The 26,144-nt window shown below is 41.6% G+C and carries 29 protein-coding genes, 2 pseudogenes and 3 riboswitches; of the genes and pseudogenes, 9 read left to right on the top strand and 22 right to left on the bottom strand.

The annotated features are described in order from the left end of the window. Nucleotides 1–43 precede the first annotated feature (43 nt). On the bottom strand, nucleotides 44–673 hold the full coding sequence (locus tag M0696_RS07570; RefSeq protein WP_166853336.1) for a cell wall hydrolase: 630 nt from the start codon (nucleotides 671–673) through the stop codon (nucleotides 44–46). Between the two features lie 298 nt (nucleotides 674–971). Beyond that, nucleotides 972–1,166, bottom strand: coding sequence for a hypothetical protein (locus M0696_RS07565; protein ID WP_166853338.1), 195 nt, complete (start codon nucleotides 1,164–1,166; stop codon nucleotides 972–974). A gap of 164 nt (nucleotides 1,167–1,330) precedes the next feature. On the opposite strand from M0696_RS07565, the gene M0696_RS07560 reads away from it, so the two are divergent. Then, nucleotides 1,331–1,516 (top strand): YkvS family protein, encoded by a 186-nt coding sequence (locus tag M0696_RS07560; RefSeq protein ID WP_003218620.1) that lies wholly within the window; start codon nucleotides 1,331–1,333, stop codon nucleotides 1,514–1,516. Between the two features lie 120 nt (nucleotides 1,517–1,636). Here M0696_RS07560 and M0696_RS07555 read toward each other — a convergent pair whose 3' ends face one another. From M0696_RS07555 to M0696_RS07525, 7 genes and pseudogenes are all read right to left on the bottom strand, one after another. Beyond that, entirely contained in the window at nucleotides 1,637–1,927 is a 291-nt protein-coding gene (locus M0696_RS07555) for a DUF3219 family protein (RefSeq protein WP_248602668.1), read from the bottom strand. Nucleotides 1,928–2,212: 285 nt separating this feature from the next. After that, nucleotides 2,213–3,148, bottom strand: coding sequence for a glycosyl hydrolase family 18 protein (locus M0696_RS07550; RefSeq protein ID WP_248602667.1), 936 nt, complete (start codon nucleotides 3,146–3,148; stop codon nucleotides 2,213–2,215). Between the two features lie 97 nt (nucleotides 3,149–3,245). Further along, nucleotides 3,246–3,473 carry a LysM peptidoglycan-binding domain-containing protein gene (locus M0696_RS07545; RefSeq protein ID WP_166853343.1) on the bottom strand — a complete coding sequence of 76 codons (228 nt, stop codon included), beginning with the start codon at nucleotides 3,471–3,473 and terminating at the stop codon, nucleotides 3,246–3,248. Between the two features lie 15 nt (nucleotides 3,474–3,488). Continuing rightward, the gene (locus M0696_RS07540) at nucleotides 3,489–4,691 is read right to left on the bottom strand and encodes a DUF3880 domain-containing protein (protein ID WP_222142724.1); all 1,203 of its coding nucleotides are present in this window, start codon (nucleotides 4,689–4,691) and stop codon (nucleotides 3,489–3,491) included. Nucleotides 4,692–5,003: 312 nt separating this feature from the next. Continuing rightward, nucleotides 5,004–5,216, bottom strand: a pseudogene (locus M0696_RS07535) (tunnelling fold family protein); the annotation flags it as partial. Nucleotides 5,217–5,285: 69 nt separating this feature from the next. Then, nucleotides 5,286–5,555, bottom strand: a pseudogene (locus M0696_RS07530) (tyrosine-type recombinase/integrase); the annotation flags it as partial. A gap of 232 nt (nucleotides 5,556–5,787) precedes the next feature. Beyond that, entirely contained in the window at nucleotides 5,788–6,567 is a 780-nt protein-coding gene (locus M0696_RS07525; protein ID WP_248602666.1) for an SDR family NAD(P)-dependent oxidoreductase, read from the bottom strand. Nucleotides 6,568–6,638: 71 nt separating this feature from the next. Between M0696_RS07525 and M0696_RS07520 the strand changes: the two genes are divergently transcribed. Next, nucleotides 6,639–6,995, top strand: coding sequence for a winged helix-turn-helix transcriptional regulator (locus M0696_RS07520; RefSeq protein WP_022553431.1), 357 nt, complete (start codon nucleotides 6,639–6,641; stop codon nucleotides 6,993–6,995). A gap of 580 nt (nucleotides 6,996–7,575) precedes the next feature. Here M0696_RS07520 and queF read toward each other — a convergent pair. From queF to M0696_RS07495, 5 genes are all read right to left on the bottom strand, one after another. Beyond that, nucleotides 7,576–8,073 carry a preQ(1) synthase gene (gene queF, locus M0696_RS07515; RefSeq protein ID WP_003218613.1) on the bottom strand — a complete coding sequence of 166 codons (498 nt, stop codon included), beginning with the start codon at nucleotides 8,071–8,073 and terminating at the stop codon, nucleotides 7,576–7,578. A 17-nt stretch (nucleotides 8,074–8,090) separates the two neighbouring features. Next, entirely contained in the window at nucleotides 8,091–8,822 is a 732-nt protein-coding gene (queE, locus tag M0696_RS07510) for a 7-carboxy-7-deazaguanine synthase QueE (protein ID WP_248602665.1), read from the bottom strand. Beyond that, nucleotides 8,815–9,264, bottom strand: a complete 450-nt coding sequence (gene queD / locus M0696_RS07505) for a 6-carboxytetrahydropterin synthase QueD (RefSeq protein ID WP_222142721.1) — start codon at nucleotides 9,262–9,264, stop codon at nucleotides 8,815–8,817. The genes queE and queD overlap by 8 nt, the downstream gene beginning before the upstream one ends. Further along, nucleotides 9,257–9,916, bottom strand: coding sequence for a 7-cyano-7-deazaguanine synthase QueC (gene queC / locus M0696_RS07500; protein ID WP_222142720.1), 660 nt, complete (start codon nucleotides 9,914–9,916; stop codon nucleotides 9,257–9,259). The genes queD and queC overlap by 8 nt, the downstream gene beginning before the upstream one ends. A gap of 128 nt (nucleotides 9,917–10,044) precedes the next feature. Next, nucleotides 10,045–10,089: riboswitch (PreQ1 riboswitch) on the bottom strand. Nucleotides 10,090–10,229: 140 nt separating this feature from the next. Then, entirely contained in the window at nucleotides 10,230–11,273 is a 1,044-nt protein-coding gene (locus M0696_RS07495; RefSeq protein WP_222142719.1) for a YkvI family membrane protein, read from the bottom strand. A 366-nt stretch (nucleotides 11,274–11,639) separates the two neighbouring features. On the opposite strand from M0696_RS07495, the gene clpE reads away from it, so the two are divergent. The 3 genes from clpE (at nucleotide 11,640) to motB (ending at nucleotide 15,697) form a co-directional block, all read left to right on the top strand. Continuing rightward, a complete protein-coding gene (gene clpE, locus M0696_RS07490) occupies nucleotides 11,640–13,739 on the top strand; it encodes an ATP-dependent protease ATP-binding subunit ClpE (RefSeq protein ID WP_248602664.1) in 2,100 nt (699 codons plus the stop codon). Nucleotides 13,740–14,127: 388 nt separating this feature from the next. Further along, nucleotides 14,128–14,940, top strand: coding sequence for a flagellar motor stator protein MotA (gene motA / locus M0696_RS07485; RefSeq protein ID WP_003238984.1), 813 nt, complete (start codon nucleotides 14,128–14,130; stop codon nucleotides 14,938–14,940). Then, complete coding sequence (gene motB / locus M0696_RS07480) at nucleotides 14,912–15,697, top strand: flagellar motor protein MotB (protein ID WP_166853373.1); 786 nt, start codon at nucleotides 14,912–14,914, stop codon at nucleotides 15,695–15,697. Before motA ends, motB begins: the two co-directional genes overlap by 29 nt. Before the next feature lie 39 nt (nucleotides 15,698–15,736). Here the strand turns inward: motB and mhqR are convergent, their stop codons facing one another. Then, complete coding sequence (gene mhqR, locus M0696_RS07475) at nucleotides 15,737–16,174, bottom strand: MarR family transcriptional regulator MhqR (RefSeq protein WP_003232475.1); 438 nt, start codon at nucleotides 16,172–16,174, stop codon at nucleotides 15,737–15,739. 192 nt (nucleotides 16,175–16,366) lie between these two features. On the opposite strand from mhqR, the gene kinD reads away from it, so the two are divergent. After that, a complete protein-coding gene (kinD, locus tag M0696_RS07470; protein ID WP_166853375.1) occupies nucleotides 16,367–17,887 on the top strand; it encodes a sporulation kinase KinD in 1,521 nt (506 codons plus the stop codon). A gap of 26 nt (nucleotides 17,888–17,913) precedes the next feature. Here kinD and M0696_RS07465 read toward each other — a convergent pair whose 3' ends face one another. Both M0696_RS07465 and spo0E read right to left on the bottom strand, forming a co-directional pair. Continuing rightward, nucleotides 17,914–18,345 (bottom strand): hypothetical protein, encoded by a 432-nt coding sequence (locus M0696_RS07465; RefSeq protein WP_248602663.1) that lies wholly within the window; start codon nucleotides 18,343–18,345, stop codon nucleotides 17,914–17,916. 86 nt (nucleotides 18,346–18,431) lie between these two features. Beyond that, nucleotides 18,432–18,689 carry an aspartyl-phosphate phosphatase Spo0E gene (gene spo0E / locus M0696_RS07460; RefSeq protein WP_003218598.1) on the bottom strand — a complete coding sequence of 86 codons (258 nt, stop codon included), beginning with the start codon at nucleotides 18,687–18,689 and terminating at the stop codon, nucleotides 18,432–18,434. Between the two features lie 202 nt (nucleotides 18,690–18,891). On the opposite strand from spo0E, the gene M0696_RS07455 reads away from it, so the two are divergent. After that, nucleotides 18,892–19,212, top strand: a complete 321-nt coding sequence (locus M0696_RS07455; protein WP_222142716.1) for a YkvA family protein — start codon at nucleotides 18,892–18,894, stop codon at nucleotides 19,210–19,212. Nucleotides 19,213–19,251: 39 nt separating this feature from the next. On the opposite strand, the gene mtnD is transcribed toward M0696_RS07455, so the two are convergent. The 5 genes from mtnD to mtnE all read right to left on the bottom strand — a co-directional run bounded on the left by mtnD (nucleotide 19,252) and on the right by mtnE (nucleotide 23,731). Next, complete coding sequence (mtnD, locus tag M0696_RS07450; protein ID WP_003218594.1) at nucleotides 19,252–19,788, bottom strand: acireductone dioxygenase; 537 nt, start codon at nucleotides 19,786–19,788, stop codon at nucleotides 19,252–19,254. 14 nt (nucleotides 19,789–19,802) lie between these two features. Then, entirely contained in the window at nucleotides 19,803–20,432 is a 630-nt protein-coding gene (locus M0696_RS07445; RefSeq protein ID WP_248602662.1) for a methylthioribulose 1-phosphate dehydratase, read from the bottom strand. Then, nucleotides 20,390–21,097, bottom strand: a complete 708-nt coding sequence (mtnX, locus tag M0696_RS07440; RefSeq protein ID WP_222142714.1) for a 2-hydroxy-3-keto-5-methylthiopentenyl-1-phosphate phosphatase — start codon at nucleotides 21,095–21,097, stop codon at nucleotides 20,390–20,392. Before mtnX ends, M0696_RS07445 begins: the two co-directional genes overlap by 43 nt. Then, nucleotides 21,094–22,311: a 2,3-diketo-5-methylthiopentyl-1-phosphate enolase gene (gene mtnW / locus M0696_RS07435; RefSeq protein WP_222142713.1), complete on the bottom strand. Its 1,218-nt coding sequence runs from the start codon at nucleotides 22,309–22,311 to the stop codon at nucleotides 21,094–21,096. The genes mtnX and mtnW overlap by 4 nt, the downstream gene beginning before the upstream one ends. Nucleotides 22,312–22,395: 84 nt before the next feature. Then, nucleotides 22,396–22,496: riboswitch (SAM riboswitch) on the bottom strand. A 41-nt stretch (nucleotides 22,497–22,537) separates the two neighbouring features. Continuing rightward, on the bottom strand, nucleotides 22,538–23,731 hold the full coding sequence (gene mtnE / locus M0696_RS07430; RefSeq protein WP_222142712.1) for a methionine-glutamine aminotransferase: 1,194 nt from the start codon (nucleotides 23,729–23,731) through the stop codon (nucleotides 22,538–22,540). 94 nt (nucleotides 23,732–23,825) lie between these two features. Here mtnE and M0696_RS07425 point away from each other — a divergent pair, with 94 nt between their 5' ends. Beyond that, nucleotides 23,826–24,605, top strand: a complete 780-nt coding sequence (locus tag M0696_RS07425) for a carbon-nitrogen family hydrolase (protein ID WP_166853389.1) — start codon at nucleotides 23,826–23,828, stop codon at nucleotides 24,603–24,605. Nucleotides 24,606–24,688: 83 nt separating this feature from the next. After that, a riboswitch (SAM riboswitch) is annotated at nucleotides 24,689–24,843 on the top strand. Nucleotides 24,844–24,947: 104 nt separating this feature from the next. Next, the gene (gene mtnK, locus M0696_RS07420) at nucleotides 24,948–26,141 is read left to right on the top strand and encodes an S-methyl-5-thioribose kinase (RefSeq protein WP_222142711.1); all 1,194 of its coding nucleotides are present in this window, start codon (nucleotides 24,948–24,950) and stop codon (nucleotides 26,139–26,141) included. The last annotated feature ends 3 nt before the right edge of the window (nucleotides 26,142–26,144 follow it).

Genomic DNA, 26,144 nt, shown 5'->3' with positions numbered 1-26,144 from the left:
ATATGAAAAAAAGCACAGCTGAGACAAATTGTCTCTTCTATGCTTAGATGGCAAAAACGTGCCTGCCGATTTTTTCTATGATTTTTCTTGAACGAATCCAATCATCTGACGCTGTTTTCGGATTATAAAAGAATATAGCATCTGTTTCTCTATTTTTTGAGGACAGCGCTTCTTCGGCAGCAGCAACCGATTCTTTATCAGGCTTTTGATTAATGCTTCCGTTTGCGACTGGTTCAAAGGCGTTTTTCTGATAAATAACCCCTCTAATGGTATCAGGAAAACCTTTTTTCTCCGTTCTGTTCAGCACAACGCTTGCTACAGCGACCTTGCCTTTATATGATTCTCCTTTGGCCTCTGCGTGAACGAGACGGGACAGCAAATCTTTTTCAGACTGTGTATATGTTTCATTCTTTTCTGTTGTTTTGTCTGGCTTGTCTTTCTCTTTCTTTTCAGTGTGTGCTGATAGCTTGATCGGCTTTATTTTTTTCTGGTCCTTATCAGCAGACAGTGAAGGGAAAGATTCTTCTCTGCCTTGATCTATATGTGTAAGCCATTTCGCTTCTTCATGTTTTGTCTTCTTTGTGCTCAGTAGTGAAGCTTGTGTATGTTCAATTTTTGCTGCAGGCATGAAACAAAGAAGAAAAACAGCCAGAGCAGTAAATTTCGTCGTCATACCGTTTCCTCCTTAAAGTGCTCAAAAAAACACTTCATAACCTTAACAAGAGATCAATTCATTTTCACGGAAAAAGATTTTCCAACTCTCCCAAGGAGGCATCAGGATGGAATATACCGGATGACAGGCTGGTTAATGGAAGAAAAACAGCCTAAAATTCCATAAATCTTGTCAATCAAAAACATTTTTATCCATTTTTTATGTTTTACATTTTGTTTACACCTGTTACAACTGATTGTAATAAAAGGCCTGTATTCTGTCATATATGATAAAAAGGCTTCTCACGTATGAGAAACCTTCAGCTTCTTGGCTGTTCTAAATATTGAAATATAACATCCCCGCCTTGCTGGGCAATTCCTCGGAAATGTTTAAAATCATCTTGTTTAGATAACACAGCCCTGAATTCCAGGAAATGCTCTTTCTGGACTCTCAGTTCGTTTATTGCGCCGGTGCGCAGCTGTTCAATCATTTCTGTTATTTCTTCTGGACGCAATGAAAATCCCCCCTTTTCTTTCTTTTGACGAAAATCAATATACCATCTTTATAACGTCGGGACAATTCATTAGGGAGATAAAACTCCTTATCGCTTTACTTCTCAATGAAAATACTGCAAAATACTTTCAAAAGGCATTATTATGTTTAAAGGAGAGGAAGCTTGTGAAAATCGCAAAGGTTGGAAACGTCATTGAATTTAAAAACGGATTAACCGGTGTTGTTGAAAAAGTAAATGAGAATTCTGTTATCGTTGATGTAACGATTATGGATAACTATCGGGATCTTGAGTTAGATTCATTGACAGTTGTAAATCATAAAAATTATAAGATCATCAAAGACTCCTATTAAAACCTCCTTATTTCCACATTCATTTTAAAAACTGCAAGACGGACAATTAAACACCTTACATATGAAATTCGCTTTCTCAAAAGCTGCCGGCCGGCAGCTTTTTTACCTCAAAAACACCGATTATGAATCGGCGTTTTTGTCTGTTTCCGTTATTTCTATATAGAACTCGCTGACAGATCCTGCTTCATACAGGTTGGTCAATGATGTTGAATAATTTGTAATTTCCCCCCGGAAGGCAAGATTTCGTTCCGGAACCTCGACGTTAAACGTTCTTTCATACAACAGGACAGCGATATCATGGTAAGTCTCACTCGTAACGTTTAGGGTAAATTCAATTTTGCGCTTCGGCTCGCTCTCCTCTTGATATGCAGCCATTTCTAACGTTACATCGTTTAATCGTAATGTCTTCACTTCATATCACTCCTTTATAGTCCATGCATCTTAGCATACCTTAACGAACGTTTACAATGAATCTGTTCCGGCTTGTTATGTTAACCAATTCTTTAGAAAAGACACCTTTACAAACATATGTTCGTTAATCTATAATAAAACAGACGAGCTGCCATCCAGCATCCCGTCTTTTCATTAGAAAGCGGCGAGTCGAATTCCCCCCCGAATTCACTCGTCTTTTTTTATGTAAAAAATCCCCTGCATTTCGCAGGAGAAATGATATTAACGATTATCAATAGTTTCCACCTATATTTTTTTAAACACTTTATTCCAGACTGAAGTATCCTCTTGTCCAAGACTCCAGCTGCCAAGACCTTTCAGATTATATTTTTGAACAAGTTTTATTTTTGCTCTGAGAGACTGTTCATTTTCAAACCATAATGTATACGTTTCTGGAGGTAATAAGCCTTTCTTATCGTGGGTGATCGTAAAAACAGCTTTTGGAGATTGACTCTTTGTGTCAAAAATAATTGTTCCGTTATGTCTTTTTACTAATGAGTCAACAAGATAAAGGGGAATGGCTTGGGAGTTAGATTCGCCATTCATCCAGCAGCGCCCATAGAATCGCAATCCTAAAACTAGTTTTTGAGGGGGGATTTTTTGGGTCAGAGCATATTGAATGGACTTTTCCACCCACCCTACACTTGCAGTAGGCCCAGCAAGACGACTTTCATCATAGGCCATAACCATTAGATAGTCCGCATGTTTAGCTAAATTCTCATAATCATATGATCCGTGCCAGCCCCTCGTCCAGCCAAAAGGATTTGCCGCTACTGCAACTGATACCTCTTTATGCCCAGTAATGCCTTTTCTTACCAGTCTAACAAAATCCGTTAATGCCTTCCGATCTTTCTCTGTAAGGTTTTCTATATCGATATTAACTCCGTCCAGATCCAGTTCTTCTATTGCATTAGAAATTTGTTTTGCCAAGAGCACTCGGTTGTTCAACGCAAATCTTCCCAAATCCTGATCCCAATGATTGCTTAGAAAAGGAACTACTTTTAATTTTCTTCTATGGAGAGCTTTAATCACATCAGGATTAGCCGAACGGAGAAGCAATGATCCATTTTTTCTGATATAGAAAAAGTCTGGAGACACGACTTTTAATACTCCGTTAGTTTGATCAGCGTGTTGAATAATATCGAAACCTAATCCAGAATAGAAATAGCTCATTTGAAACATCTCATAACCCCTTCATTCCCCAAAATATCATATTGCAACAAATAAAAAAATTGAAGATTAACTATTTCAATTTTTTTCGTTTGCGAGACCCCATAAATTACCTTTCTCTTATCTTTAACATTTGTCCAGGATAAATTCTATCTGAAGAAAGCTTATTAAGATTGATAAGTTGTTGTACTGGAATATTAAAGTATTTGGAAATCATCCATAATGTATCGCCAGATTCCACATGGTAAACCTCGTATGTCACGGGAAATTCCATATAACGAGGCGTTCTTTTTACTTTATTCTCTTGATTTCTTGTTTTAGGTATTTTTCCCTTCATTCATATTACTCTCCTTTAGAAAAATTTGTTTTTAACATTTCTAGACCGTTTCTCTCTAATCTTAATAATTTGTCCAGCATAAATTTGATCTGATTTGAATTGATTAAGCTCCATGATTTGCTGCAGAGAAACTTTATACTTCATGGCGATTTTCGTTAATGTTTCACCGGGAGTAACATGATGAATCTCGTATTTTTCTTTGAGAACATCTACATAATGAATGGTTTCTCCTACGTTATTTAAGATTCCTCTGCTTTTTAGCACCTCAATCATTCTCTCTGCTCTATGCCGATAGGAATCATTCTTAACTGCCTTTTTACCTTTTATCTGAATCTTTTTTCTCTCGCTATCATTATTCAAGTAGTATTTAACTTTTTCCAATGTTTCTTTGGGGGAGGAAGAAACGATGAGATCGCGGCCAGGTTTGAATTTACCTCGAACTGCTGGTGTATCCGATGTCAATAAAAACCCCCCGGAACCAAGAATCTCATAGGTGCGTTGCGTAAGTTGGCTTTCACAGTTTTGCAAACCGATAATGATTTTTGCTGAACTGTAAACTTTATATGCTTCTGTATAATCAAGGTATCCATGAATCCAATTGCGGGGAATTTCTCTTCCTATATGTTTACTCATTTTTTCCCAATTTCTCCCCCAAAAATCAATGCGAATACCTTTTCGTATAAGAGGACGAATAAGCGTTTTTAAAGAGGACGAACGAAACACTTCCGGATGTTCTTCAAGAAAATTAGGGTAAGCGTTGGCAACCACCGCTACATCACAACTGTATTTCTCCAATGGTTTAATCTGGTGATGTATACTTTCGTGATATGCAAAGTCTAAGTGGGCTGCTTTAATCCCCATCCTTTCATAAGTTTTACACAGAGAAGGTGTAACGGTGAAAACAAAATCCGGTTTCATCTTTTTAATTAATGGGATGGTAAAGGTTTGTGTGTGCAGCGGATCTTCGGTTGCCCAATAAACGAGGGGGATATTCACCTTTTTAGTAGCGTTGCGAATCCAGACTTGCTTTTCCTTTGAATGCTCTGGTGTCCATCCCATAGATACTATTAGATCCGGTTTAAATTCGTCTATCATTTCAGTAATATTTTCCCGGCTTACAGGGCCCGAAATCATTACGGTATGGCCTGCTTCCCTAAACCCATTTGGTAAACCATAAAGCCACATGGGATGACTCTCGAGAAAAAGAATTCCACACATTTTCGTCCTCTCTTTCACTTTTTAGTGTCTACTTTATTGGTATGTATAAGTAAAATAATTTGTCGCGGTACCAGTCTATAAAAAACGTTCAAGTGCAAGATAACGTGATTGGATATGGATGCCCCACAAAAAAAGAAAGCAATCTACAACATATTTTCCTTTGATTTTGTTAGCCTTTCTGCCAAAATACTTTCGTTAATAAATTGTTTTTGTGCTTAAAAGAAAAAGACGTACACATTTGTACGTCTTACATTACCTCTGCAATAGCAATTTATTTGCATAAAAGTCATAATAGGCACGCTTTTATAGTGATTAACGATTATCAATTGTCTCCGGATACAAATCATGGTTCATCATGCGGTACTCGGCCATTTTCTCATACTTCGTGCCAGGTTTTCCATAGTTTGTGTACGGGTCAATGGAAATTCCGCCTCTTGGCGTGAATTTGCCCCATACTTCGATGTAGCGCGGGTCCATTAACTCAATCAAGTCATTCATGATGATATTCATGCAGTCCTCGTGGAAGAAAAGGCAGGTCAAAGTCTTGTCCCATAAGTACTTGCTCTAGACATTAATCATGAAGTCACACCAATTTCACACCTTACCAAACGATTGATCAAGTTTTTTAGACACTTCAGCGTCCATTGCAGGAAGAACATGAGTATATGTTTTTAGTGTCGTTGTAATTCGTGCGTGCCCCAATCTTTCCTGAACAATCCTAGGGTTAAAATTTAGAATCCCAATTAAAAAGGTAGCATGTGTATGTCTTAAATCATGGCAGCGAATTTTAGGTAAATTCAATGCATCTCTTGTTACATTAAATGATCTCCTATAATTATTAGGATGTACCCAGTTCCCAGTTTTAGAACATACAACGCCCCCGTTACTTTAAGTACATTTAATCACAGTGTAATCTTTTTTACAGGTCATTTAGTGGTAGCCCCGGGAAAATGCGTATTTACAACGTTAATCAAATTCAAACATAAAAAAGTCGAATTCCCTGTCCTTTAAGGAAAACGACTTTTTTATACGACTTCTTCAAGTAAATCCCCATTAACCTTTTTTGGGGACTATTTGTAATCTCTGCGCTGTGAAATTATACCTGTGCTAGCCCGCCATCTACGAACAATTCAACACCCGTCAAGTAACTGCTTTCGTCTGAAGCAAGGAAAGATACAGCGTTTGCTACTTCTTCAGGGGTCCCAACTTTTCCAGCTGGAACAGTATTTCTGGTATTTTCCATTGCTCCTTCAAGTGCATCACCAAAAAGCTCATCGTATGCAGGTGTAAGAATAACTCCTGGACTAACCACATTTACACGGATTTCAGTACCTTTTAGGTCAAGAATCCAGTTGCAAACTAGTGCTCTTAAAGCTGCTTTAGATGCTCCATATACACTAAACGCTGGGTTGCCAATTGATCCAGCAGTAGAGCCCGTTACAATAATAGAACCTACTTTGTCCGGGAATAGTGATAACGCTTTTTGAACAGTAAAGATGGTTCCTTTAACGTTAATGTCGAACGTTCTATCAACCTGCTCTTCAGTAATTTCACCTAATGGAAGGAAGTTGCCGATGCCTGCATTAGCAAAAAGAATGTCCAACTTACCTTTTTCCTGCTTTATAATGTCATATAGTTTGTCTAAGTCTTCAAGCTTAGAAATATCACCTTGAACACCGGTTACGTTCTTGCCAATTTGGTTAACAGCTTTATCAAGTTCGTTTTGTCTACGTCCTGTGATATAAACATATGCACCTTCGTTTACAAACTTTTGTGCTGTAGCAAGACCAATCCCACTTGTTCCACCCGTTATGTCTAGTACCTTTAAGTACTTGAAGAACAACTTACAAGATATAGTATCCTTTAGTAAGCACATTATCGGAAGTACCCACTTTTTTGTGATATAGTAACTAAAAAGTAATAAATGTGGAATGGAGAGCTTTAGACATGAAAAAATTTAGCTGTGGGTTTGAAGTGACAAAGGAAGTTATTGGAGGAAAATGGAAAGGCCTTGTATTATACTTTTTAATGAATGGACCAAAGAGAACGAGTGAATTAAAGCGCATTATCCCAAATATAACTCAGAAAATGCTGATTCAAACACTTAGAGAGCTTGAAGCCAGTGGACTTGTGAGCAGAAAGATGTATAATCAAGTACCGCCGAAGGTTGAATATTCATCCACTGAACTTGGAGAATCTCTTAAACCTATCTTGCAGGAGCTCTGTCAATGGGGAAGCCATTATGCGGAGCAAGAGTATGCAGAAGGTGAATATGAAATTGTACAACCAGAACAACTAAGTTAGGATTGATGTAGCTGCTGAAGTAAATGCTAAACAACTTCAATACCATCACCTAACAGATGAAGAACAGTCAGAAATAAATGAGATATTCAATTTTGAAAGTGAAGTTCTAATAAGAAGTGTCATGGACTATATTCAGGAGAACTTTGATGAAATTCAAAAAAGAGCTGTTTCAAATGTTAAAGAGAAGGTTCAGAAACTTAGCCAAAAAATAATGAAGATATTGATAATAATATTTAATGCCTATGATCTCTAGATAGGCATTTTTTCTTTCGGATAAAAAAGAAAAGACGTACAAATTGTACGCCTTAATCTGCTTCTGTACTATCAATTTTTCACTGCATAAAAGTCACAGTTCAGGTTGCACCTCAGGTCACACTTTTTAATACAATTCCCATGAGTAGAGCCATTTTCAGGTGTGACTTTTCCCACTTTTATTGAGCTTAGTGCGGGTCACACTCCGGTCACTTCGGGTCACACTTCGCTGTGACCAGGTCACATTTCCGCTGAAAATTAACGCTGAATGTTCGGATTTTACTGTGACTCCACTTCCTTTTACACTCCGTATCACACAACGGAATAATTAACGATTATCAATTGTCTCCGGATACAAATCATGGTTCATCATACGGTATTCGGCCATTTTCTCATACTTCGTGCCAGGCTTTCCGTAGTTTGTGTACGGGTCAATGGAAATTCCGCCTCTTGGCGTGAATTTGCCCCATACTTCAATGTAACGCGGGTCCATTAATTCAATCAAGTCGTTCATGATGATGTTCATGCAATCTTCGTGGAAGTCACCATGATTTCTGAAGCTGAACAGGTACAGCTTTAATGATTTACTTTCAACCATTTTCTCATCAGGAATGTAGCTGATGTAGATTGTTGCAAAGTCAGGCTGTCCTGTTTTCGGGCATAAAGATGTGAATTCAGGACAGTTGAATTTTACAAAGTAATCACGGTTTACATGTTTATTCGGGAAGGATTCCAGCACGTCCGGCGCATATTCAAACAAATAATTTGTACCTTGGTTGCCAAGCAGTGTGACACCTTCTAATTCTGATTCTTTTCTTGTCGTCATATCCATCTTCCTTTCTATTATACTCCGCGTTTGTTGCCCCATAACAGGGTGTGCAGCTGCGGGAGCACTCTGACGAGGTTCAGCTCCGCGTCGCCAGCTACCTTATCAACAAGCGCTTCATATTTTCCAAGCAAATGTGCAATCAGTGACTGATCATCTGTCGTATGCACGTCATCATTACCGACTTGTAAATAAAACGGGATTCCCGGATAACGCTTGTGCACAGTTTTGGCAAACTCCAAATCTTCATCATTAAAAATAACAACCTTCAAGCTGACAGCATGCTGTCTGTTATTCTCTTTAAGTGAAGTCAAAATGTGATCAAGCTTTTGAAAGTTCGTCACCATTTTTGAGCTTGGCGGTTTTGGAGAAACTGTCAGATCATCAATCAGCGTAAACCAATCCTGATAAACAGTCCCCTGGGTTTCGAGCGCTGCACGGATGTTATTTTCCTTCAGCAGTTCGATAAAAGCATCCAGCTGTTTTAACAGGGCCGGGTTGCCGCCTGAGATCGTCACGTGGGAAAACGCGTCTCCCCCAATGTCCTTAAGCTCTGCAAAAATCTCCTCAGCCGCCATCCAGCGAATATCTTTTTTAGCAGACCCGTCCCAAGTGAAGGCGGAGTCACACCAGCTGCAAGAATAATCACAGCCGGCAGTCCGGACGAACATCGTTTTCTGTCCGATCACCATGCCTTCTCCTTGAATCGTCGGGCCGAAAATTTCTAATACAGGAATTCCTTTAGCCATTCAAACCACCCTTTTTCGGACGGTAGACACAGTAACTTGTCGGTGTTTCACGGACAAACACCTGTACACAGCTCGGCTTATTCTCCAATGTGTTTAAATAAGCCTGTACATTGTCATAAATCGTTTTCGCCACGACTTCAGTTGTCGGCAGCGAATACCGGTCGTCCTGAGAAAAATCTTCATGATCATTTAAAAGTGTATGATCATAGTTTCCGTGTACCAGTTTTTTGAGCACGCTGAAATTGACAAGGAAGCCGGAGTCGTCAAGTTCGTCGCCGGCAACGGTTATATTTACGGTATACGTATGCCCGTGAACCCTGCTGCACGCTCCAGCACTTTCCCGAGGGATAAAATGAGCGGCTGAGATGTGCATGTCTTTATTCAATTCAAATGAATAAGGATGCTGGGCCTGCGGATAAATTTGAGATAACAATTTATGCACGCTCTCCTTTCATCGCCATATATTCTGCATACCCTTTTGAACGAAGGTGGCATGCCGGACATTCGCCGCAGCCGTCTGCGATGATGCCGTTATAGCATGTCAGCGTGTTGTTTTTTACAAAATCAAGCGCGCCAAGCTCATCTGCAAGCTTCCACGTTTCTGCCTTATTAAGCCACATGAGAGGCGTATGAATTACAAACGGCTTCTCCATTGCCAGATTTACCGTTACATTGCAAGATTTCACGAATTCATCACGGCAGTCAGGATAACCGCTGAAGTCTGTCTCGCACACTCCTGTAATAATGTGGCGCGCACCAATTTGGTATGCAAGGATAGACGCAAAGGATAAGAATACCAAATTGCGGCCCGGAACGAATGTGGATGGCAATTCACCGTCTTTTACTTCTATCTCAATATCATTTCTAGTCAAAGCATTTGGTGCAAGCTGATTTAAAAGTGACATATCGAGCAAATGGTTTTTCACACCAAGCTTTTCTGCAATGGATTTTGCCACTTCGATTTCCTGCGAATGACGCTGATTATAATGAAAAGTCACCGTTTCGACTTCTTTGAACTCCTTTAGAGCCCACAGTAAGCATGTGGTGCTGTCTTGACCGCCGCTGAATACGACAATTGCTTTTTCTTTTTTCATGATTCCTCTCCTTCTCCGCAATCAAAACTTTCGGCGAGAGACATCGCTACAGCTGATTCACACAAAAAAACACCTTTTCGGAAGGTGCTCTAGAAAAACATAAAAAAGGCCGTATCCAAGGATACAGCTCGTCCTTAGTTTTTTATAGAGGGTGTAGCTAGAACCTCTCCCGCATATCGCACGGATTTTCTTCAATTTTTCACTTCTGCCATCTTACCATAATGTTGTTTTTCTTGACAATAAAAAAAGTCAGCCCCTAGCTCTCGATCAAGCATCGTTCTGCAATGACGGCTCGCTTCATTATATATGTATGTTACAAACTGCGCCGCCGGGGAGCCTTTTTGCAGATCAGGGCGCCTATGAAGGCCAGGCTCACATAGCCAAACAAGGGATAAATCGTTGAAATCAGTTTGCCGTATCCAATTTGGCTTGTGATATAAGCCGTAATCATAATGGCTGCGAAGATATATTTGCTTTTCATTGGCAGAAAGCTCTGCACTTGTTTTTCCAATCCATATAGATTGCCGATAACTGATGTGAACACTTCACCGAAAATAATGAGCAAATAAATCAAATGGACAGATCGCGCAAAGAGATAAACCACTTGAGCCATCGGTATATCATACAAAAATACATCCGGGAGAGTCGACAAAGACAGAAAACTCGCGGACAGCACAATCGTCAGCATCGTGCCTCCGATTAAAGCGCCTTTTTTTATCACTTTTTCCGATGGCATTTCATTCGCCAGCGGAACCAAAACCGCTTGGGCAAGCGATAAATTCAAAGCGCCGTAAGAAACTGCAGATAACAGCCAGTCCCAACGATGCGGCCAGACCCACTGAGCTGCGTTCCGCGACTCGCTGAAAATAAAAGAGTCGGCCACCACGATCATAGAAAAGATGATCAAAAGAGGAACAACAAACACATTGACACCGAAAATGCCTTTTACCCCTTTAGTCATCACAATTAAGCTCAATCCGATTGTAATCAGCATCCCAATCTGAGCAGACATCCCCAGCTGTTCCTCAAAAAGCGCCCCTGCCCCAGAAAGCATAACAGATGTGACACCGAGGAGAACAAACAGCATAAACACATTGATAATCCGCCCAGCCGTCGCCCCGAACAAGAATATGTTCATTTCTTGATATGACTTAGCATTGATTCGCTTTGAAATGACCATCAGCTTGGCCCCCAGAAATGTAAACATCCCGCCGCTGACGATAATACCGAATAAACCGAACCAGCCAAACTTCAGAAAAAACTCAACAATTTCCCTGCCAGTCGCAAATCCAGCTCCGACTACTGTACCGACATACACAAAAGCAAGCTGACTTGCAGACCCTTTTGATTGTTCCATTTCTCCCCTCCGAACGAACCGCAGTTTTGTCCATATATGCCTTTTTATAACCTATGAGACAAGATCCTTGAAAAGACGAAGAAAACATGTTTTACTGTGTAAACAAATCAAAAATTTTTTACGCAAAAGACTTGAAAGTCAAAGATGGTCAGAGTATACTATTAATCAAAGTCGGTCAAATGAACCGGCCTTTTTTAAAAACCAATTGGTCAAAGTTAGTCAAAAAGTCAGACTGCTCTGAGCATATTGTTTTGAAAGCCGATAAGTTTGCCGTATACTATTAGTCAAAGAAGGTCAAATTCAAACGGCCTTTTTATTCACATTCATTGGTCAAAGAAGATCAAATTTTTAAGGAGGTTTTGGCAAATGCGTTGTCAACATTGTCATCAAAACGAGGCGACGATTCGCCTTAACATGCAAATAAATTCCGTTCATAAACATATGGTGCTATGTGAAACTTGCTATAACGAACTGACCCGTAAGCCTTCAATGAGCATGGGTCCTAAATCTTTCGGATTTCCGTTTGAACAGGCATTCCAGCCGAATGAACAAAGCGCAGCAAAACATAGCGAGAAAAAAGGGTTGCTTGATGAGCTGGCTCAAAATATTACAAATGGAGCAAAAGCCGGCCTTATTGACCCCGTCATCGGCCGTGATGAAGAAGTGGCGCGCGTGATCGAAATTCTGAACCGCCGCAATAAAAACAATCCGGTTCTTATCGGGGAGCCGGGTGTAGGGAAAACTGCCATCGCCGAAGGACTCGCTTTAAAAATTGCTGAAGGTGATGTTCCAAACAAACTGAAAAACAAAGAGCTTTACTTGCTTGATGTTGCATCCCTTGTTGCAAACACAGGGATCAGAGGCCAATTTGAAGAGAGAATGAAACAGCTGATCACTGAGTTGAAAGAACGAAAAAATGTCATTCTGTTCATTGATGAAATTCATCTTCTCGTTGGCGCAGGCTCTGCAGAAGGATCAATGGACGCAGGCAACATTCTTAAACCTGCCCTTGCCAGAGGCGAACTGCAAGTCATCGGTGCGACAACACTGAAGGAATACCGTCAAATCGAAAAAGATGCCGCACTAGAAAGACGTTTTCAGCCTGTCATGGTGCAGGAGCCTTCAATTGAACAGGCCATCCTCATTCTGCAAGGGATCAAAGACAAATACGAAGCATATCATGGTGTGACATTCAGTGATGAAGCAATCAAAGCATGTGTGACTTTATCATCCCGTTACATTCAGGATAGACACCTGCCGGATAAAGCCATTGACTTATTAGATGAAGCTGGTTCAAAAGCCAACCTGTTAACTGATGAACTGAATGATGAAGATGCGGCTGAACGCTTAACTGCGATTGAAGCCGAAAAAACGAAAGCCCTAGAAGAAGAAAATTACGAACTGGCGGCAAAACTCCGTGATGAAGAAATCGCATTGGAGAAAAAGCTGAACAGCTCTTCTGCTCATTCCGCTGTCACTGTGGAAGCTGAGCATATTCAGGATATCATTGAACAAAAAACAGGCATCCCTGTCGGCAAACTGCAGGCAGATGAACAAACAAAAATGAAAGAGCTTGAATCAAAACTACATGAACGCGTGATCGGACAAGAAGCCGCTGTTCAAAAAGTTGCAAAAGCGGTAAGACGAAGCCGAGCCGGATTAAAATCCAAAAACAGACCAGTCGGCTCCTTCCTCTTTGTCGGTCCTACCGGCGTAGGGAAAACAGAGCTTTCTAAAACGCTGGCAGATGAATTATTCGGCACAAAAGACGCTATCATCCGTCTCGATATGAGCGAATACATGGAGAAACACGCTGTATCTAAAATCATCGGTTCACCGCCTGGATATGTCGGCCATGAGGAAGCTGGGCAATTAACAGAAAAAGTGCGCCGCAATCCATACAGCATCGTGTTGCTGGATGAGATTGAAAAAGCACACCCTGACGTTCAGCATATGTTCCTGCAAATTATGGAGGACGGCCGTCTGACAGACAGCCAAGGCAGAACTGTAAGCTTTAAAGACACTGTAATTATTATGACAAGCAACGCGGGTGCTGGTGAGAAACAAACGAAAGTCGGTTTCCAATCAGATGACAGTGTAATCGAAGAACAAACATTGATTGATTCACTGAGCATGTTCTTTAAACCTGAGTTCCTCAACCGTTTTGACAACATTATTGAGTTCCGCTCACTGGAAAAAGAACACTTGGTCAAAATCGTCAGCCTGCTTCTTGGAGAACTTGAAGAAACATTGGCTGAACGCGGCATCAGCTTGAGTGTGACAGACGAAGCGAAAGAAATAATCGCTGAGCTAGGCTACCACCCTTCATTTGGCGCACGTCCGCTCAGAAGAACCATCCAAGAATGGATTGAGGATAAAATGACCGATCTGCTGCTTGACAATAGCGAGATCACAAGTTTTCATGTCACTGCAGAAGATCATACAATCAAAGTGCAAGCGAAATAATGATCAGCGGTTTCCTATTTAGGAAGCCGCTTTTTTGTATTTTCATACTCTTGACTGAGAAAATACCGTCCCTTCCCCCGAAGTGTTACTTCCCTTCATCCTTTACACTTTTATTAAGGAGGGATGAAACATGTTTATATACAGTGAATATTTATTTCTATTATTATATGAAAACCGCCTGCAGGACAGCTTGCAATCAAGCTGCCAATTTCAATACCGCTAAACCCTTGGGCTTTTCAATTTTGAAAGGCCCGTTTTTGTTTATTTCTCCCTTCTATTCCTCTTCCTTGAATATTTCATGAACAAATTCACAATGTCCCTAAAGTTCCGGGCACCAAAACCGATATTAACCATAGACAAGCTAGTAAAAAAGGATTTGGTGAAAACTATGGATAAAACTTCGTTAATCGGTATTATTCTTGCATTTGTGGCATTGAGCGTGGGGATGGTTCTGAAAGGCGTCAGCTTCAGCGCGCTTGCAAACCCAGCTGCCATTTTAATTATTATCGCCGGGACAATCTCAGCAGTCGTTATTGCGTTCCCAACAAAAGAAATTAAAAAAGTGCCTGCGCTGTTCCGAGTGTTATTTAAGGAAAACAAACAGCTGACAATAGAGGAGCTCATTCCTATGTTTTCTGAATGGGCCCAGCTTGCACGACGCGAAGGCCTGCTTGCTTTAGAAGCAAGCATTGAGGATGTAGATGACGCTTTCCTGAAAAACGGGCTCAGCATGGCTGTTGACGGACAAAGCGCGGAATTTATCAGAGATATCATGACAGAGGAAGTCGAAGCGATGGAGGACAGGCACCAAGCCGGAGCCGCTATTTTTACACAAGCAGGAACGTACGCGCCGACACTTGGAGTACTCGGCGCTGTAATCGGATTGATTGCTGCCCTCTCTCATATGGACAATACAGATGAGCTTGGACACGCTATCAGTGCAGCCTTTGTCGCCACCCTTCTCGGTATCTTTACGGGTTATGTGTTATGGCACCCTTTCGCAAATAAATTAAAACGCAAATCAAAACAAGAAGTAAAACTGCGTGAGGTCATGATTGAAGGTGTTTTATCCGTTTTAGAAGGACAGGCACCGAAGGTCATTGAACAAAAGCTTTTAATGTACCTTCCTGCGAAGGACCGTTTGAAATTTGCAGAACAAGGAGAGGCGCAAAATGGCGAGAAAAAAGAAGAAGAAGCATGAGGACGAACACGTTGATGAATCATGGCTCGTCCCTTACGCCGACATCCTTACTCTTCTCCTGGCATTATTTATTGTGCTGTACGCGAGCAGCTCGATTGACGCAGGTAAGTTTCAAATGCTTTCAAAATCATTTAATGAAGTCTTTACAGGCGGCACCGGCGTAATGGACTACTCCAGTGTCACCCCTCCTGAAAACGAGTCAGACGGAATCGATGAAGTTGAAAAGGAAAAAGAAGAGAAAGAGAAAAACAAGAAAGAAAAAGAAAAGGCAGCTGACCAAGAAGAACTTGAAAATGTGAAGAGCCAGGTGGAAAAGTTCATCAAAGATAAAAAGCTGGAACATCAGCTGGAAACGAAGATGACTAGTGAAGGCCTTCTGATTACAATCAAAGACAGCATTTTCTTTGATTCTGGAAAAGCGACCATCCGTAAGCAAGATATTCCGCTTGCAAAAGAGATTTCAAATCTTCTTGTGATTAACCCGCCGAGAAATATCATCATCAGCGGGCATACTGATAATATGCCAATTAAAAATTCAGAATTTCAATCAAACTGGCATTTAAGTGTGATGAGAGCCGTCAACTTTATGGGGCTTCTAATTGAAAACCCTAAGCTTGATGCAAAAGTGTTCAGCGCCAAGGGCTATGGTGAGTATAAACCGGTGGCATCCAACAAAACGGCGGAAGGCCGAAGCAAGAACCGGCGCGTTGAAGTACTCATCTTGCCGAGAGGCGCAGCGGAAACAAATGAAAAATAGTAAAAAAGGAAGCCTTGTGACATATCAGGCTTCCTTTTTTTACTTATTATGAAACTGTTTTGCGTTTAATCCTACTCTTTTTAACATTTCCGTGCACATCTCTACCTCTTCTTCGCTTAATACGCTGATCATTTCATCAATTTCAGCAGCATGATCGGGGAAAATATCGTTCAAAAGACCGATGCCTTTTTCAGTGATTTGTGCAAATGTCACTCGTCTGTCTGTAGGAGACGCTTTCCGAATGAGGAGTTCTTTTTGCTCCAGCTTATCTACAACGTATGTGATGCTCCCGCTAGCCAAGAGAATTTTATCTCCTATCTGCTGCAGCGGCTGATCACCTTTATGGTACAACAGCTCTAGCACAGCAAATTCAGTCGGATTCAGTCCATGCTTATGAATATGCTTATTCATATGATCGTTAATAGACCGATACGCGCGCGACAGCACGATAAATAACTTCAGTGATTTTTCTGTCATGTCTCAATCATCCTTTTAGAAACCGTTACAGAGAAACATTAATAAACAAAGACCAAAATGTCAATAAAAATCTTTCCAATATTTCTCTTCTTTTTTATATGATAAGCAGCACAACATCTTTTTCTAATTTTTTTGGTTATTTTTTCTTATTAAAGATGAAGAAACAATGATATAATACCTCTAATCAGGTGTATGTTGGAGCGATGCAAATTGAAAATACTAAAAGGCGCCTGCGGGAGAGTCAAACTTTATATAATACTGGTCGTTATTCCGGCAATCGTCATCAGCTTTTTCGTATATGAAAAAGAAAAAGATACAATAGCTGCAGAACATAAGCAAGAAGCGAGTGTAATGCTGAACCTTCACCGCAACAAAATCAATTATTTAATCGGAGAAACAAAGGCGAGAATGACCTCCTTGTCCATCGCCATCGACAGACCGGTTGATATAAAGAAAATGCAGTCGATTTTGGAAAAAACCTTTGATTCAGAGCCAAGATTTTCCGGTCTCTATTTTCTAAATGCCAAAGGAGACGTCACCGCAAGCACAACAGAATTAAAAACGAAAGTAAACCTGGCCGACAGATCTTTTTTTACAAAAGCGAAGGAAACAAAAAAGACAGTCATTTCAGATAGTTACTCGAGCAGAATTACAGGCCAGCCGATTTTTACAATTTGTGTCCCTGTTTTGGACTCAAAACGAAATGTGACAGAATATCTTGTCGCAGCTATTCAAATTGATTATTTGAAAAATCTCATTAACTTACTTAGCCCTGATGTTTATATTGAAGTTGTGAACCAAGACGGAAAAATGATTTTTACGAGCGGACAGGCCTCTCATGCAAAAGATCAGAAACCTGTCAGCGGGTATCTGGATGATATCAGCTGGAATATGAAAGTATATCCGAACCCGGTTACAATAGAAGAACTGACGAAAAGCCTTGTGCTTCCGCTTTCATGTAGTATCGTTCTGCTGAATATCCTTTTTATTCTCGTGCTGTATTATTTGCTGAAGCGGCAGACACAACTGGAGCGCTCAGAAAATGAGGCGCAAAAATTAGAACTGATCGGAACGCTTGCTGCCAGTACAGCCCATGAAATCCGCAACCCGCTCACCGGTATAAGCGGCTTTATTCAGCTGTTGCAAAAGAAATATAAAGGTGAAGAAGATCAGCTTTACTTCTCCATTATCGAACAGGAGATAAAGCGCATTAATCAAATTGTGAGTGAGTTTCTCGTTCTAGGCAAGCCGACAGCTGAAAAATGGGAGCTGAACTCGCTTCAGGATATTATCGGTGAAATTATGCCGATTATCTATTCTGAGGGCAACCTATACAATGTTGAAGTCGAACTACAGTATTTAACCGAGCAGCCCTTGCTCGTAAAATGTACCAAAGATCATATTAAACAAGTGATTTTAAATGTAGCAAAAAATGGCCTCGAGTCAATGCCTGAAGGAGGCAAACTGACGATCTCCGTGGGAGCTTTGGATAAAAAGGCTATTATCAAAGTTGTGGATAACGGTGAAGGGATTTCTCAGGAAATGCTGGATCATATCTTCCTTCCCTTTGTTACTTCTAAAGAAAAAGGAACCGGTCTCGGCCTTGTCGTATGTAAACGGATCGTTCTGATGTACGGTGGCTCCATTCATATCGAAAGTGAAGTGCGAAGAGGCACAGAGGTGACGATCACTCTCCCTGTATCCGCTTCATAGCCCCCCTGACATGTCAGGAGGGTTTTTTATCTTCGTGACCGGGGAATGCCGTTCGACTTGCTTGCTGTTCTGCCAGAAAAGAGTATTTTGATGAAGCGGAACAGCAATTTTAGAAGCAAGAAAAACAAAAAGAATACCAAAAAACCCTTTAAACCTTCCGTTGCATCTAAAAACTCCATATTCCCTCTCCCCGTCACTTTTTGCTGAATTTCAATCGCAAAAACGATAACAATGATCACTGTAACGGTATAGATAAAGGACAAGGCTGTCATGCTCCATTTAGAAAGCCATGTAAATACAGCGTGAGTGACGCCGAAAAAGATTATGCCAAAAATGCCAATCACCCAAAAATGCATTTCCTTGTCAGTTAAATGAATGCCCAACATTCCGCATAACGAAATAAAAGCATCATGAAATTGATTGACCATTTCAGTAATGAGAATCGCCAGTTCTTTCATCAGTTCCCTCTTTCATATGAATTTTTCCAGAAAAAAAGAGCGCTTCTGAAAAGCCTCTCTCTTTATATATGCATTTGATAGCGCCGCTATTTATTTGCATCATATGCTGGCATAACGTCTCTGCGGGGCCACAAGCCTAATTTCTTTACAAGGCCTTGAATCCCTTGAGAATGTTCGTTTTCTTGCATGAGCTGGTGATATTCATTTATTAAACAATCCAGCTCCTGACTGTGTCTGATCGTGTCATGCCCTGTAAATCCCTGCTTTCTAGCGGCATCTATCATTAACTTTCTTTTTTCATCAATAGACACCAACAATCTTTCTTGTTCAGAAGAACCGCCCATTCACTTCACCCCTCGCCGCTAAGAAATAGGAAACAAGTTTGATTGGGTTATTGTGCATTATTACAGATTATACTTTATTTGTAAACATATTTTCATTAAATAAGTTATTTTTTCAGGTATAATAGATATATTGATAGGATTAGAAGAACAATACCCAGGTGAAGAATATCTTAAACACGCCGCCAGGCAGGAGGTATGCCCGATGAAGAAAAAGAAAGCAATAATGCTCGGAGCGGCAGGCGGAAAAGCGATTTTAAAAAGGAAAAACCGAAAAAAATGTATTCAGCACATTACTGTTTTTTTACAAATGATTCGGGATTGGAGAAACGGCAATTATCCCCGTTCACAGGTAAAAACGCTTTTTCTTCTAACTGCTGCCATCTTATATATCGCCATGCCACTCGATATCATTCCAGACGTTATCCTCGGTCTAGGGATCATTGATGATGCAGCTGTATTAGGTTTGATTTGGACGCTGATTAAAAAAGAAATGTCACAATATGAAAAGTGGCGTTTGCAATAAATATAAAAAGCCCCGTTCGATGAACGGGGCTTTTTCTGCTTACTGATTCACGCTGTCTTTTTCATAAATCGGAACCCAGCCTTCAGTTGTGACAAAGATTCTCACCGCGACAACTTTGCGGTCCTCCTGAAGTGTGAAGTAATGGCGGATATTTTCAGGCACGGAGATTAAATCTCCAGGGTTTAAACGGACATCAAAAAACGTGCCGTCCTTGCCCTGAATGACAAAAATGCCATGTCCGCTAACGATAAAACGAACCTCATCGTCTGTATGGTGATGCTCTCTTTTAAAATTCTCAAGCAGTTCATCAAGTTTCGGATTGCTGTCTGACAGTGAAATAACATCCTGTGCTTTGTAGCCGCGGCGTGCTGAGATATCTTTAATTTCAGTTTCAAAGGTATTAAGGATTTGCTGTTTTTCTTCTTCTGTCAGATCATATTTCTCTGAAAGCTGTTCCGGTAGCTTCGCAATATCCCATTGCTCATAAATAACCTCTTGACTGTCCAGAAAGCTTGCTACTTCCTCTTGATTTTCAATCGTTGTATTTGCCTCATCATGAATTCGAATTGTTGCCATTTCAGTTCCTCCTTTTATTTAACCAGCTGGTGCTGGAGTGTTTTCAATTTCAAATGGTAGCTGAACAAAAATTCATATGCTTCAAGGACTCTTTTTGCTTCAAATGCTGTTCTGCCCCAAGCTGTAATACCGTGATTTCGGATCAGAACAGCTCCTGAATCCTCTGAGACCTCTTCCGCAAACAGAGCTGCGAGCATCGGAATATGAGCTGGATTTTCAATGATCGGAATGGTCACTTCTGCATCCTCTTCCCACAGGCCGAGCGCTTTTATTATTTCCTGGCCTCTGAATGTGATTTTCTTTTGGTCTCCGTATAGCTCTGAGATTACATTATTGTTTACCGTATGGACGTGCAGGCAGCATCCGGCATTTGTTTTATTGTACAAATGTGTGTGCAAAAGCGTTTCCGCTGACGGTTTTAGAGAATGCCCGCTTTCGGCAGGTTCTCCGTTTTGATCCACCAGCAGAAAATCTTCATCCGTTTGTTTGCGTTTATCTTTTCCGCTTGCAGTGACGAGAAATGTTAAAGGCTCATCAGAAACTTTAATAGACAGATTGCCGCTAGTCGCCGGAAACCAATCTCTTTCTGCCAATTCCCGTTTTACTTCAGCGAGTTCTCTCCAGCGTTCTTGTTTTGCAGCCATTCCTGTACCTCCGTTACATTCTCGATATCTTTTCTTATCTCATAAAAATCTTGATACGGGAGATGATTCAGGTTCCGCTCCCGGCATTCGTTTAATAAATAATCTCTTGCAAAGCAAAGGTCTGACAGCTTTGCCGCCTCCACATCTGTAACCGAGTCACCGATCATGATGATATATTGGTTTGGCTCAGAAAGTTCATGTATCACCGACGGCTTGCAGCACCCGCATTGATTGCTGCAAGTCCCTTTACAGGAATGAGGCCAATCAATATGAATATAGTCACTGTCAAATGACGCATGGTTGCAATAAATACGATCTTTTTCCACAATGCCTTCAAGCAAAGGATATACAAAAAAGTCCATTCCTCCGCTTACGATATAAAACGGCAGCTCATGCTCATTGATAAACGCTACAAATTCCCGAAAGCCTTCCCTGATTTTTGCATCTTCCAATACAAATCTTGTAATCTCTTCTTTTAAACTGCTGGGCAGAAGGCCGAACATCCGCCCGACACCTTCTTTGATTGACAGCGTTTTGGAAAGGACGCCGTCTTTTAATGCCGTCCACTCCGGCGGAGCGAATGTTTTCATGATGCTTATAATGTTGTCGTTCATCGTGATGGTTCCGTCAAAATCACAAATAATTAAAGGCTTTCGAGTCGTCATACGGCTTCAACCTTTCCCCATTTATCAAGCGCGAGCTTCAGATCCTTGCATTGTTCGGCTTTTTCATCAATCGGCTGGGCTTCTAAGACAGCATCAATTATGGCTCTGAACGCTTTGCCCCCGCCTTGGGCACCGTTTGGATGTCCGTGTACGCCTCCCCCGGCGTTAATAATATGATCTATACCGAAATCCCGCATTAAAAGCGGAACCATGCCAGGATGAATGCCTGCTGACGGAACGGCAAATGTTTGGTTAAAGGCATCCTCTCTCACACATTCTTCATGAATCGCCAGCGCATCTTCTTTTGGAAGCGCAACCGAACCGTATGGAGATGGGAAGAGACTAAAGTCAGCACCGCAATACCGGTTTAATTTTCCGAGCAAAAGAGCGTGAGAAAAGCCGTAGAACGGAGAAGACGTAAACGCCCCGCTGACCGCTGGATGTGCCATAATCGGGATTGCGATTTCGGGATCTTCCGCTAGGCTTTGCATGACGTCCAAGCCGTAAGCAAAGACATTAAACAAAAGTGCATCCGCCCCCAATTCGGCAGCGCGTCTCGCTTTGTCTTTCAGATCCGCCGTGCGTCCAGTCAAATTGACCGCATACAGCGTTTTATGTCCGGTTTGCTCATACGTTTCTTTCAATATTTGCTTTCCTTCTGTAATTCTTGTTTCAAAAGGCGCCAGCCCTGTCTCAAAGAAAATTTCATCGTCCTTAATCAAATCAACTCCGCCAAGCGCCTGCTGTCTGAGCTGTTCTTTAATATCACTCAGGTCCCTTCCGATGACCCCTTTAAATATGCTCATTAACAGCGGTCTCTCAAACTCTCCCAGCAGTTTCCGAATGCCGTATACGCCAAACTTCGGTCCCGGCAGTGTGCGCTTAAATGCCTCAGAGAAGTGAAGATCGAGTAATTTGATTTTTCCGTCCAGCGACAGCTTGCCAAACACTGTTGTCAGTAAAGCCGGAATATCCTGAGAGAAATTGATTTCAGGATAGGCGATTGTGATCACCGCTTGTTTTCCTGATGCAGGAGTTCCCTCTCTTTCCTCGACCTTTATCACCCGTCCCTTGTGCTTTTGCATTTGCTCCTGTTTCACTAGAGGCAGATCTGTCCATGAGCCTACTGTCAATCCTGTTGCGATTTGTTCTGCTTTTTTCTCTGTATCGGCTCCCGGTTCGGTCAGGAGATATGTTGCTATTAACTCACTCATGCCTGAGCTCCTTTCATTTACATCCATATAAAAAAACCTCTTCAAACAGCAATCGCGTCTAAAGAGGTTTCGTTTCTCGTCCGAATCTTATCTCTCAGCCGCCAGCTGCAAGAATTAGCACCGTGCTTTATAAGTCGGTTGCCGGGCTTCATCGGGCTCGTCCCTCTGCCTGCTCTTGATAAGAAAATATAGATTTTATAAATTATTTTGAATTATCCCACCGTTATCAAATCTTGTCAATGCTTTTTTGGGTAAACAGGTTCAGTTTCCCAATTCGATAAGCGGCTTCTTTGAGACTTTCTTCACTTGTCAGCAGTCCGACTCTGACGTAGCCCTCGCCATATTTTCCGAAGCCGTTTCCAGCCGCAACTGCCACATTTGCTTTTTCCAGCAAAAGGTCTGAGAACTGCTCGGAAGTATAGCCTTCAGGCACAGGCAGCCATGCAAAAAATGAACCTGCCGGAGCTGTCACATCCCAGCCGATTTCCCGGCATGCAGCGATCCAAGCGTTTCGCCTGCTCTCATATCGGGCATTTTGCTCCGCCACACACGTCTGATCAGCTAGCAGTGCCGCTGCTGCAGCCTCCTGAGTCGCTCTGAAAAGACTGACAAACATGTGGTCTTGATAAAGATTGATTGCTTCAATGACCGAAGCGTTTCCGACGGCAAAGCCGACCCGCCACCCTGCCATGTTATACGTTTTTGACAGCGTGTAAATTTCAATTCCGATATCCTTCGCACCTTCAGTCTGCAAAAAGCTTAACGGTTTGCAGCCGTCAAACCCTACAGCGCCATAAGCAAAATCGTGAACGACACAGATCCCGTTTTCTTTCGCAAAACTGACCGTTTCTTCAAAAAATTCAGATGTAGCAATAGCTCCGGTCGGATTATTCGGATAATTTAAATACATCAATTTCGCCTGTTCTCTCACTTCGGCGGCGATGCTGCTGTAATCAGGAAGAAACGCCCTGTCCTTTACGAGCGGCATCATTTCCATTTTCGCTTTCGCGAGTGTGACACCTGACCAGTAATCAGGATAGCCCGGATCAGGAACTAAAATCGTATCTCCGGGATTCAACAGGCATTGCGGGAGCTCGACCAGACCGGCTTTCCCGCCGAATAATATAGCGACTTCAGTTTCCGGGTCAAGATCAATGCCGTATTCTCTTTTATAAAATGCTGCTGCGGCTGATTTTAGACTGTACGAGCCGCGAAAAGACGAGTATTTATGATTTTCAGGATCCGCAACGGCTCGTTTCATTTCCTCGACGATATGTTCCGGAGTCGGCTGATCCGGATTTCCCTGTCCGAGATTGATGACGTCATGCCCTTCTGCGAGCTTTTGGTTCACTTTCTGCACCAGAGAAGCGAAGAATTGTTTAGGCAATTCCTTCAATACATGAGACTGTTCAAATTTCATCTATTCTCACCTTCTAAAAAAATCTTGAAATGATAGTCCATCATCATATATGGTTAAATGAAAAAAGTAAAGAAAAATTTGGAGTGATAAAAAGATGAAATGGACGATATCTTGTCTTCAATTTGATATTTCATACGGTAAACGTTCGGAAAATATCAAAAAGGCTGAATTTTTGATCGAAAAAGAAAGCAAGCATGCTGATGTTCTTGTTCTTCCTGAATTATGGACGACCGGATATGACCTGGCCAACCTTGATGAGCTCGCTGATGAAGACGGGCGTTTTGCTCAGAGCTGGCTGAAGAAAACAGCAAAAAAACATGGCGTTCATATTGTCGCCGGATCGGTCGCTGTCAGAAATGATTCTGATGTTTATAATACAATGTACATCGCGGATAAGGAAGGACAAATCGTTAAAGAGTACAGAAAAGCCCACCTTTTTCAGCTGATGGATGAGCATGTGTATTTATCAGCCGGTTCCGAAGACGGATACTTTGAGCTTGATGGCGTCAAAAGCTCAGGATTGATCTGTTACGATATCCGTTTTCCGGAGTGGATCAGAAAACATACAACAAAAGGTGCCAACGTGCTGTTTATTTCTGCAGAATGGCCACTTCCCCGCCTTGATCATTGGAAAAGCCTGCTAATTGCCCGGGCCATTGAAAATCAATGCTTTGTCGCTGCATGCAATTGTACCGGTTCAAATCCAGATAATGAATTTGCCGGGCATAGCCTGATTATTGATCCATGGGGGCGTGTACTTGCTGAAGGCGGACGGGAAGAAGGCATTGTCCGAGCTGAAATCGACCTTCAGGAAAGCGTTAAGGTGCGAGAGAGCATTCCTGTTTTCGATGATATCAGAAAAGATTTATATTAAAAAATTTATTGACAACTTAACAAAACACCTGTTACTATGTTCATCAACTGATAAATTAGAATTGTTTAACAAATGAATATATTCTCTTATCGAGAGTTGGGCGAGGGATTTGGCCTTTTGACCCCAACAGCAACCGACCGTAATTCCATTGTGAAATGGGGCGCATCTTTTTCGCGCCGAGACACTCGTCTCTAAGGCACGGTGCTAATTCCATCAGATCTGATCTGAGAGATAAGAGAGGCGGACATACATGTTAAGCCTCTTTCTCTCTGAGAAGGAGGCTTTTTTACGGCCAATCAGCTGCAAACATATCAAGAGATTACATAATTGGAGGTTATGACAATGGCAGTCACAAAAACACCTTTATACGAAACGTTAAATGAAAGCTCCGCTGTGGCACTTGCGGTAAAGCTCGGCTTATTTCCAAGCAAAAGCACGCTGACATGCCAGGAAATCGGCGACGGCAACTTAAATTACGTTTTTCATATTTATGATCAAGAACATGACAGATCTTTGATCATTAAACAGGCGGTTCCTTATGCAAAAGTCGTCGGAGAAAGCTGGCCGCTGACAATCGATCGCGCAAGAATCGAAAGCAGCGCTCTCATCCGGCAGGGCGAGCATGTCCCTCATCTGGTTCCAAGAGTGTTTTATTCTGATACAGAAATGGCGGTTACCGTCATGGAGGACCTCTCCCATCTGAAAATCGCAAGAAAAGGACTCATTGAGGGTGAACATTATCCGCATCTGTCACAGCACATCGGTGAGTTTTTAGGAAAGACCCTTTTTTATTCATCTGATTACGCGCTTGAACCTAAGGTGAAAAAACAGCTTGTTAAACAGTTTACAAACCCGGAGCTGTGCGACATAACGGAAAAACTTGTCTTTACAGATCCTTTCTTTGACCATGACACAAATGATTTTGAAGAAGAGCTTCGTCCTTTTGTCGAGAAGCTTTGGAATAATGACAACGTTAAAATCGAAGCCGCTAAGCTGAAAAAGTCATTTTTAACATCGGCAGAAACGCTGATTCATGGTGATTTGCATACAGGGAGCATTTTTGCAAGCGAACATGAAACAAAGGTGATTGATCCTGAATTTGCTTTTTACGGACCGATCGGCTTTGATGTAGGCCAATTTATCGCCAACTTATTTTTGAACGCACTCGGCCGTGACGGTGATGACAGAGAGCCGTTATACCAGCATGTCAAGCAGGTCTGGGAAACATTTCAAGAGACATTCACTGAAGCCTGGGAGAAGGACAGTCTTGATGTTTACGCCAAAATCGACGGTTATCTTACTGATACGCTCAGTCATATTTTTGAAGAGACGATCGGGTTTGCGGGCTGCGAGCTCATACGCCGCGCGATCGGCCTTGCCCATGTGGCTGATCTGGATACGATCGTGCCGTTTGATAAACGAATCATCAGAAAACGGCTGGCGCTCGAAACCGGCACAGCCTTTATTGAAAAACGTTCGGACTTCAAAACGATAACGGATGTTATTGAATTATTTAAGTTACTTGTAAAGGAATGATCC

This window comes from Bacillus rugosus, from assembly GCF_023238245.1.
Classification (GTDB): Bacteria; Bacillota; Bacilli; order Bacillales; family Bacillaceae; genus Bacillus; species Bacillus rugosus.
The sequence above is the reverse complement of the archived record's forward strand: the minus strand, read 5'-3'. Positions and strand labels throughout refer to the sequence as shown.

Bases quoted from the DNA above. Each gene is read 5' to 3' on its own strand.
- M0696_RS07540 (WP_222142724.1), bottom strand. From the start codon at position 4,691: ATGTGTGGAATTCTTTTTCTCGAGAGTCATCCCATGTGGCTTTATGGT.
- M0696_RS07445 (WP_248602662.1), bottom strand. From the start codon at position 20,432: ATGGCTGCAAAACAAGAACGCTGGAGAGAACTCGCTGAAGTAAAACGG.
- mtnK (WP_222142711.1), top strand. From the start codon at position 24,948: ATGGCAGTCACAAAAACACCTTTATACGAAACGTTAAATGAAAGCTCC.
- M0696_RS07570 (WP_166853336.1), bottom strand. From the start codon at position 673: ATGACGACGAAATTTACTGCTCTGGCTGTTTTTCTTCTTTGTTTCATG.
- M0696_RS07545 (WP_166853343.1), bottom strand. From the start codon at position 3,473: ATGAAGGGAAAAATACCTAAAACAAGAAATCAAGAGAATAAAGTAAAA.
- queF (WP_003218613.1), bottom strand. From the start codon at position 8,073: ATGACGACAAGAAAAGAATCAGAATTAGAAGGTGTCACACTGCTTGGC.
- M0696_RS07465 (WP_248602663.1), bottom strand. From the start codon at position 18,345: ATGAAAGAACTGGCGATTCTCATTACTGAAATGGTCAATCAATTTCAT.
- mtnW (WP_222142713.1), bottom strand. From the start codon at position 22,311: ATGAGTGAGTTAATAGCAACATATCTCCTGACCGAACCGGGAGCCGAT.
- spo0E (WP_003218598.1), bottom strand. From the start codon at position 18,689: ATGGGCGGTTCTTCTGAACAAGAAAGATTGTTGGTGTCTATTGATGAA.
- queC (WP_222142720.1), bottom strand. From the start codon at position 9,916: ATGAAAAAAGAAAAAGCAATTGTCGTATTCAGCGGCGGTCAAGACAGC.
- mtnE (WP_222142712.1), bottom strand. From the start codon at position 23,731: ATGAAATTTGAACAGTCTCATGTATTGAAGGAATTGCCTAAACAATTC.
- M0696_RS07525 (WP_248602666.1), bottom strand. From the start codon at position 6,567: ATGTGCTTACTAAAGGATACTATATCTTGTAAGTTGTTCTTCAAGTAC.
- motA (WP_003238984.1), top strand. From the start codon at position 14,128: ATGGATAAAACTTCGTTAATCGGTATTATTCTTGCATTTGTGGCATTG.
- motB (WP_166853373.1), top strand. From the start codon at position 14,912: ATGGCGAGAAAAAAGAAGAAGAAGCATGAGGACGAACACGTTGATGAA.
- mtnD (WP_003218594.1), bottom strand. From the start codon at position 19,788: ATGGCAACAATTCGAATTCATGATGAGGCAAATACAACGATTGAAAAT.
- M0696_RS07425 (WP_166853389.1), top strand. From the start codon at position 23,826: ATGAAATGGACGATATCTTGTCTTCAATTTGATATTTCATACGGTAAA.
- M0696_RS07495 (WP_222142719.1), bottom strand. From the start codon at position 11,273: ATGGAACAATCAAAAGGGTCTGCAAGTCAGCTTGCTTTTGTGTATGTC.
- clpE (WP_248602664.1), top strand. From the start codon at position 11,640: ATGCGTTGTCAACATTGTCATCAAAACGAGGCGACGATTCGCCTTAAC.
- M0696_RS07550 (WP_248602667.1), bottom strand. From the start codon at position 3,148: ATGTTTCAAATGAGCTATTTCTATTCTGGATTAGGTTTCGATATTATT.
- M0696_RS07455 (WP_222142716.1), top strand. From the start codon at position 18,892: ATGAAGAAAAAGAAAGCAATAATGCTCGGAGCGGCAGGCGGAAAAGCG.
- mhqR (WP_003232475.1), bottom strand. From the start codon at position 16,174: ATGACAGAAAAATCACTGAAGTTATTTATCGTGCTGTCGCGCGCGTAT.
- kinD (WP_166853375.1), top strand. From the start codon at position 16,367: ATGTTGGAGCGATGCAAATTGAAAATACTAAAAGGCGCCTGCGGGAGA.
- M0696_RS07520 (WP_022553431.1), top strand. From the start codon at position 6,639: ATGAAAAAATTTAGCTGTGGGTTTGAAGTGACAAAGGAAGTTATTGGA.
- queE (WP_248602665.1), bottom strand. From the start codon at position 8,822: ATGGCTAAAGGAATTCCTGTATTAGAAATTTTCGGCCCGACGATTCAA.
- mtnX (WP_222142714.1), bottom strand. From the start codon at position 21,097: ATGACGACTCGAAAGCCTTTAATTATTTGTGATTTTGACGGAACCATC.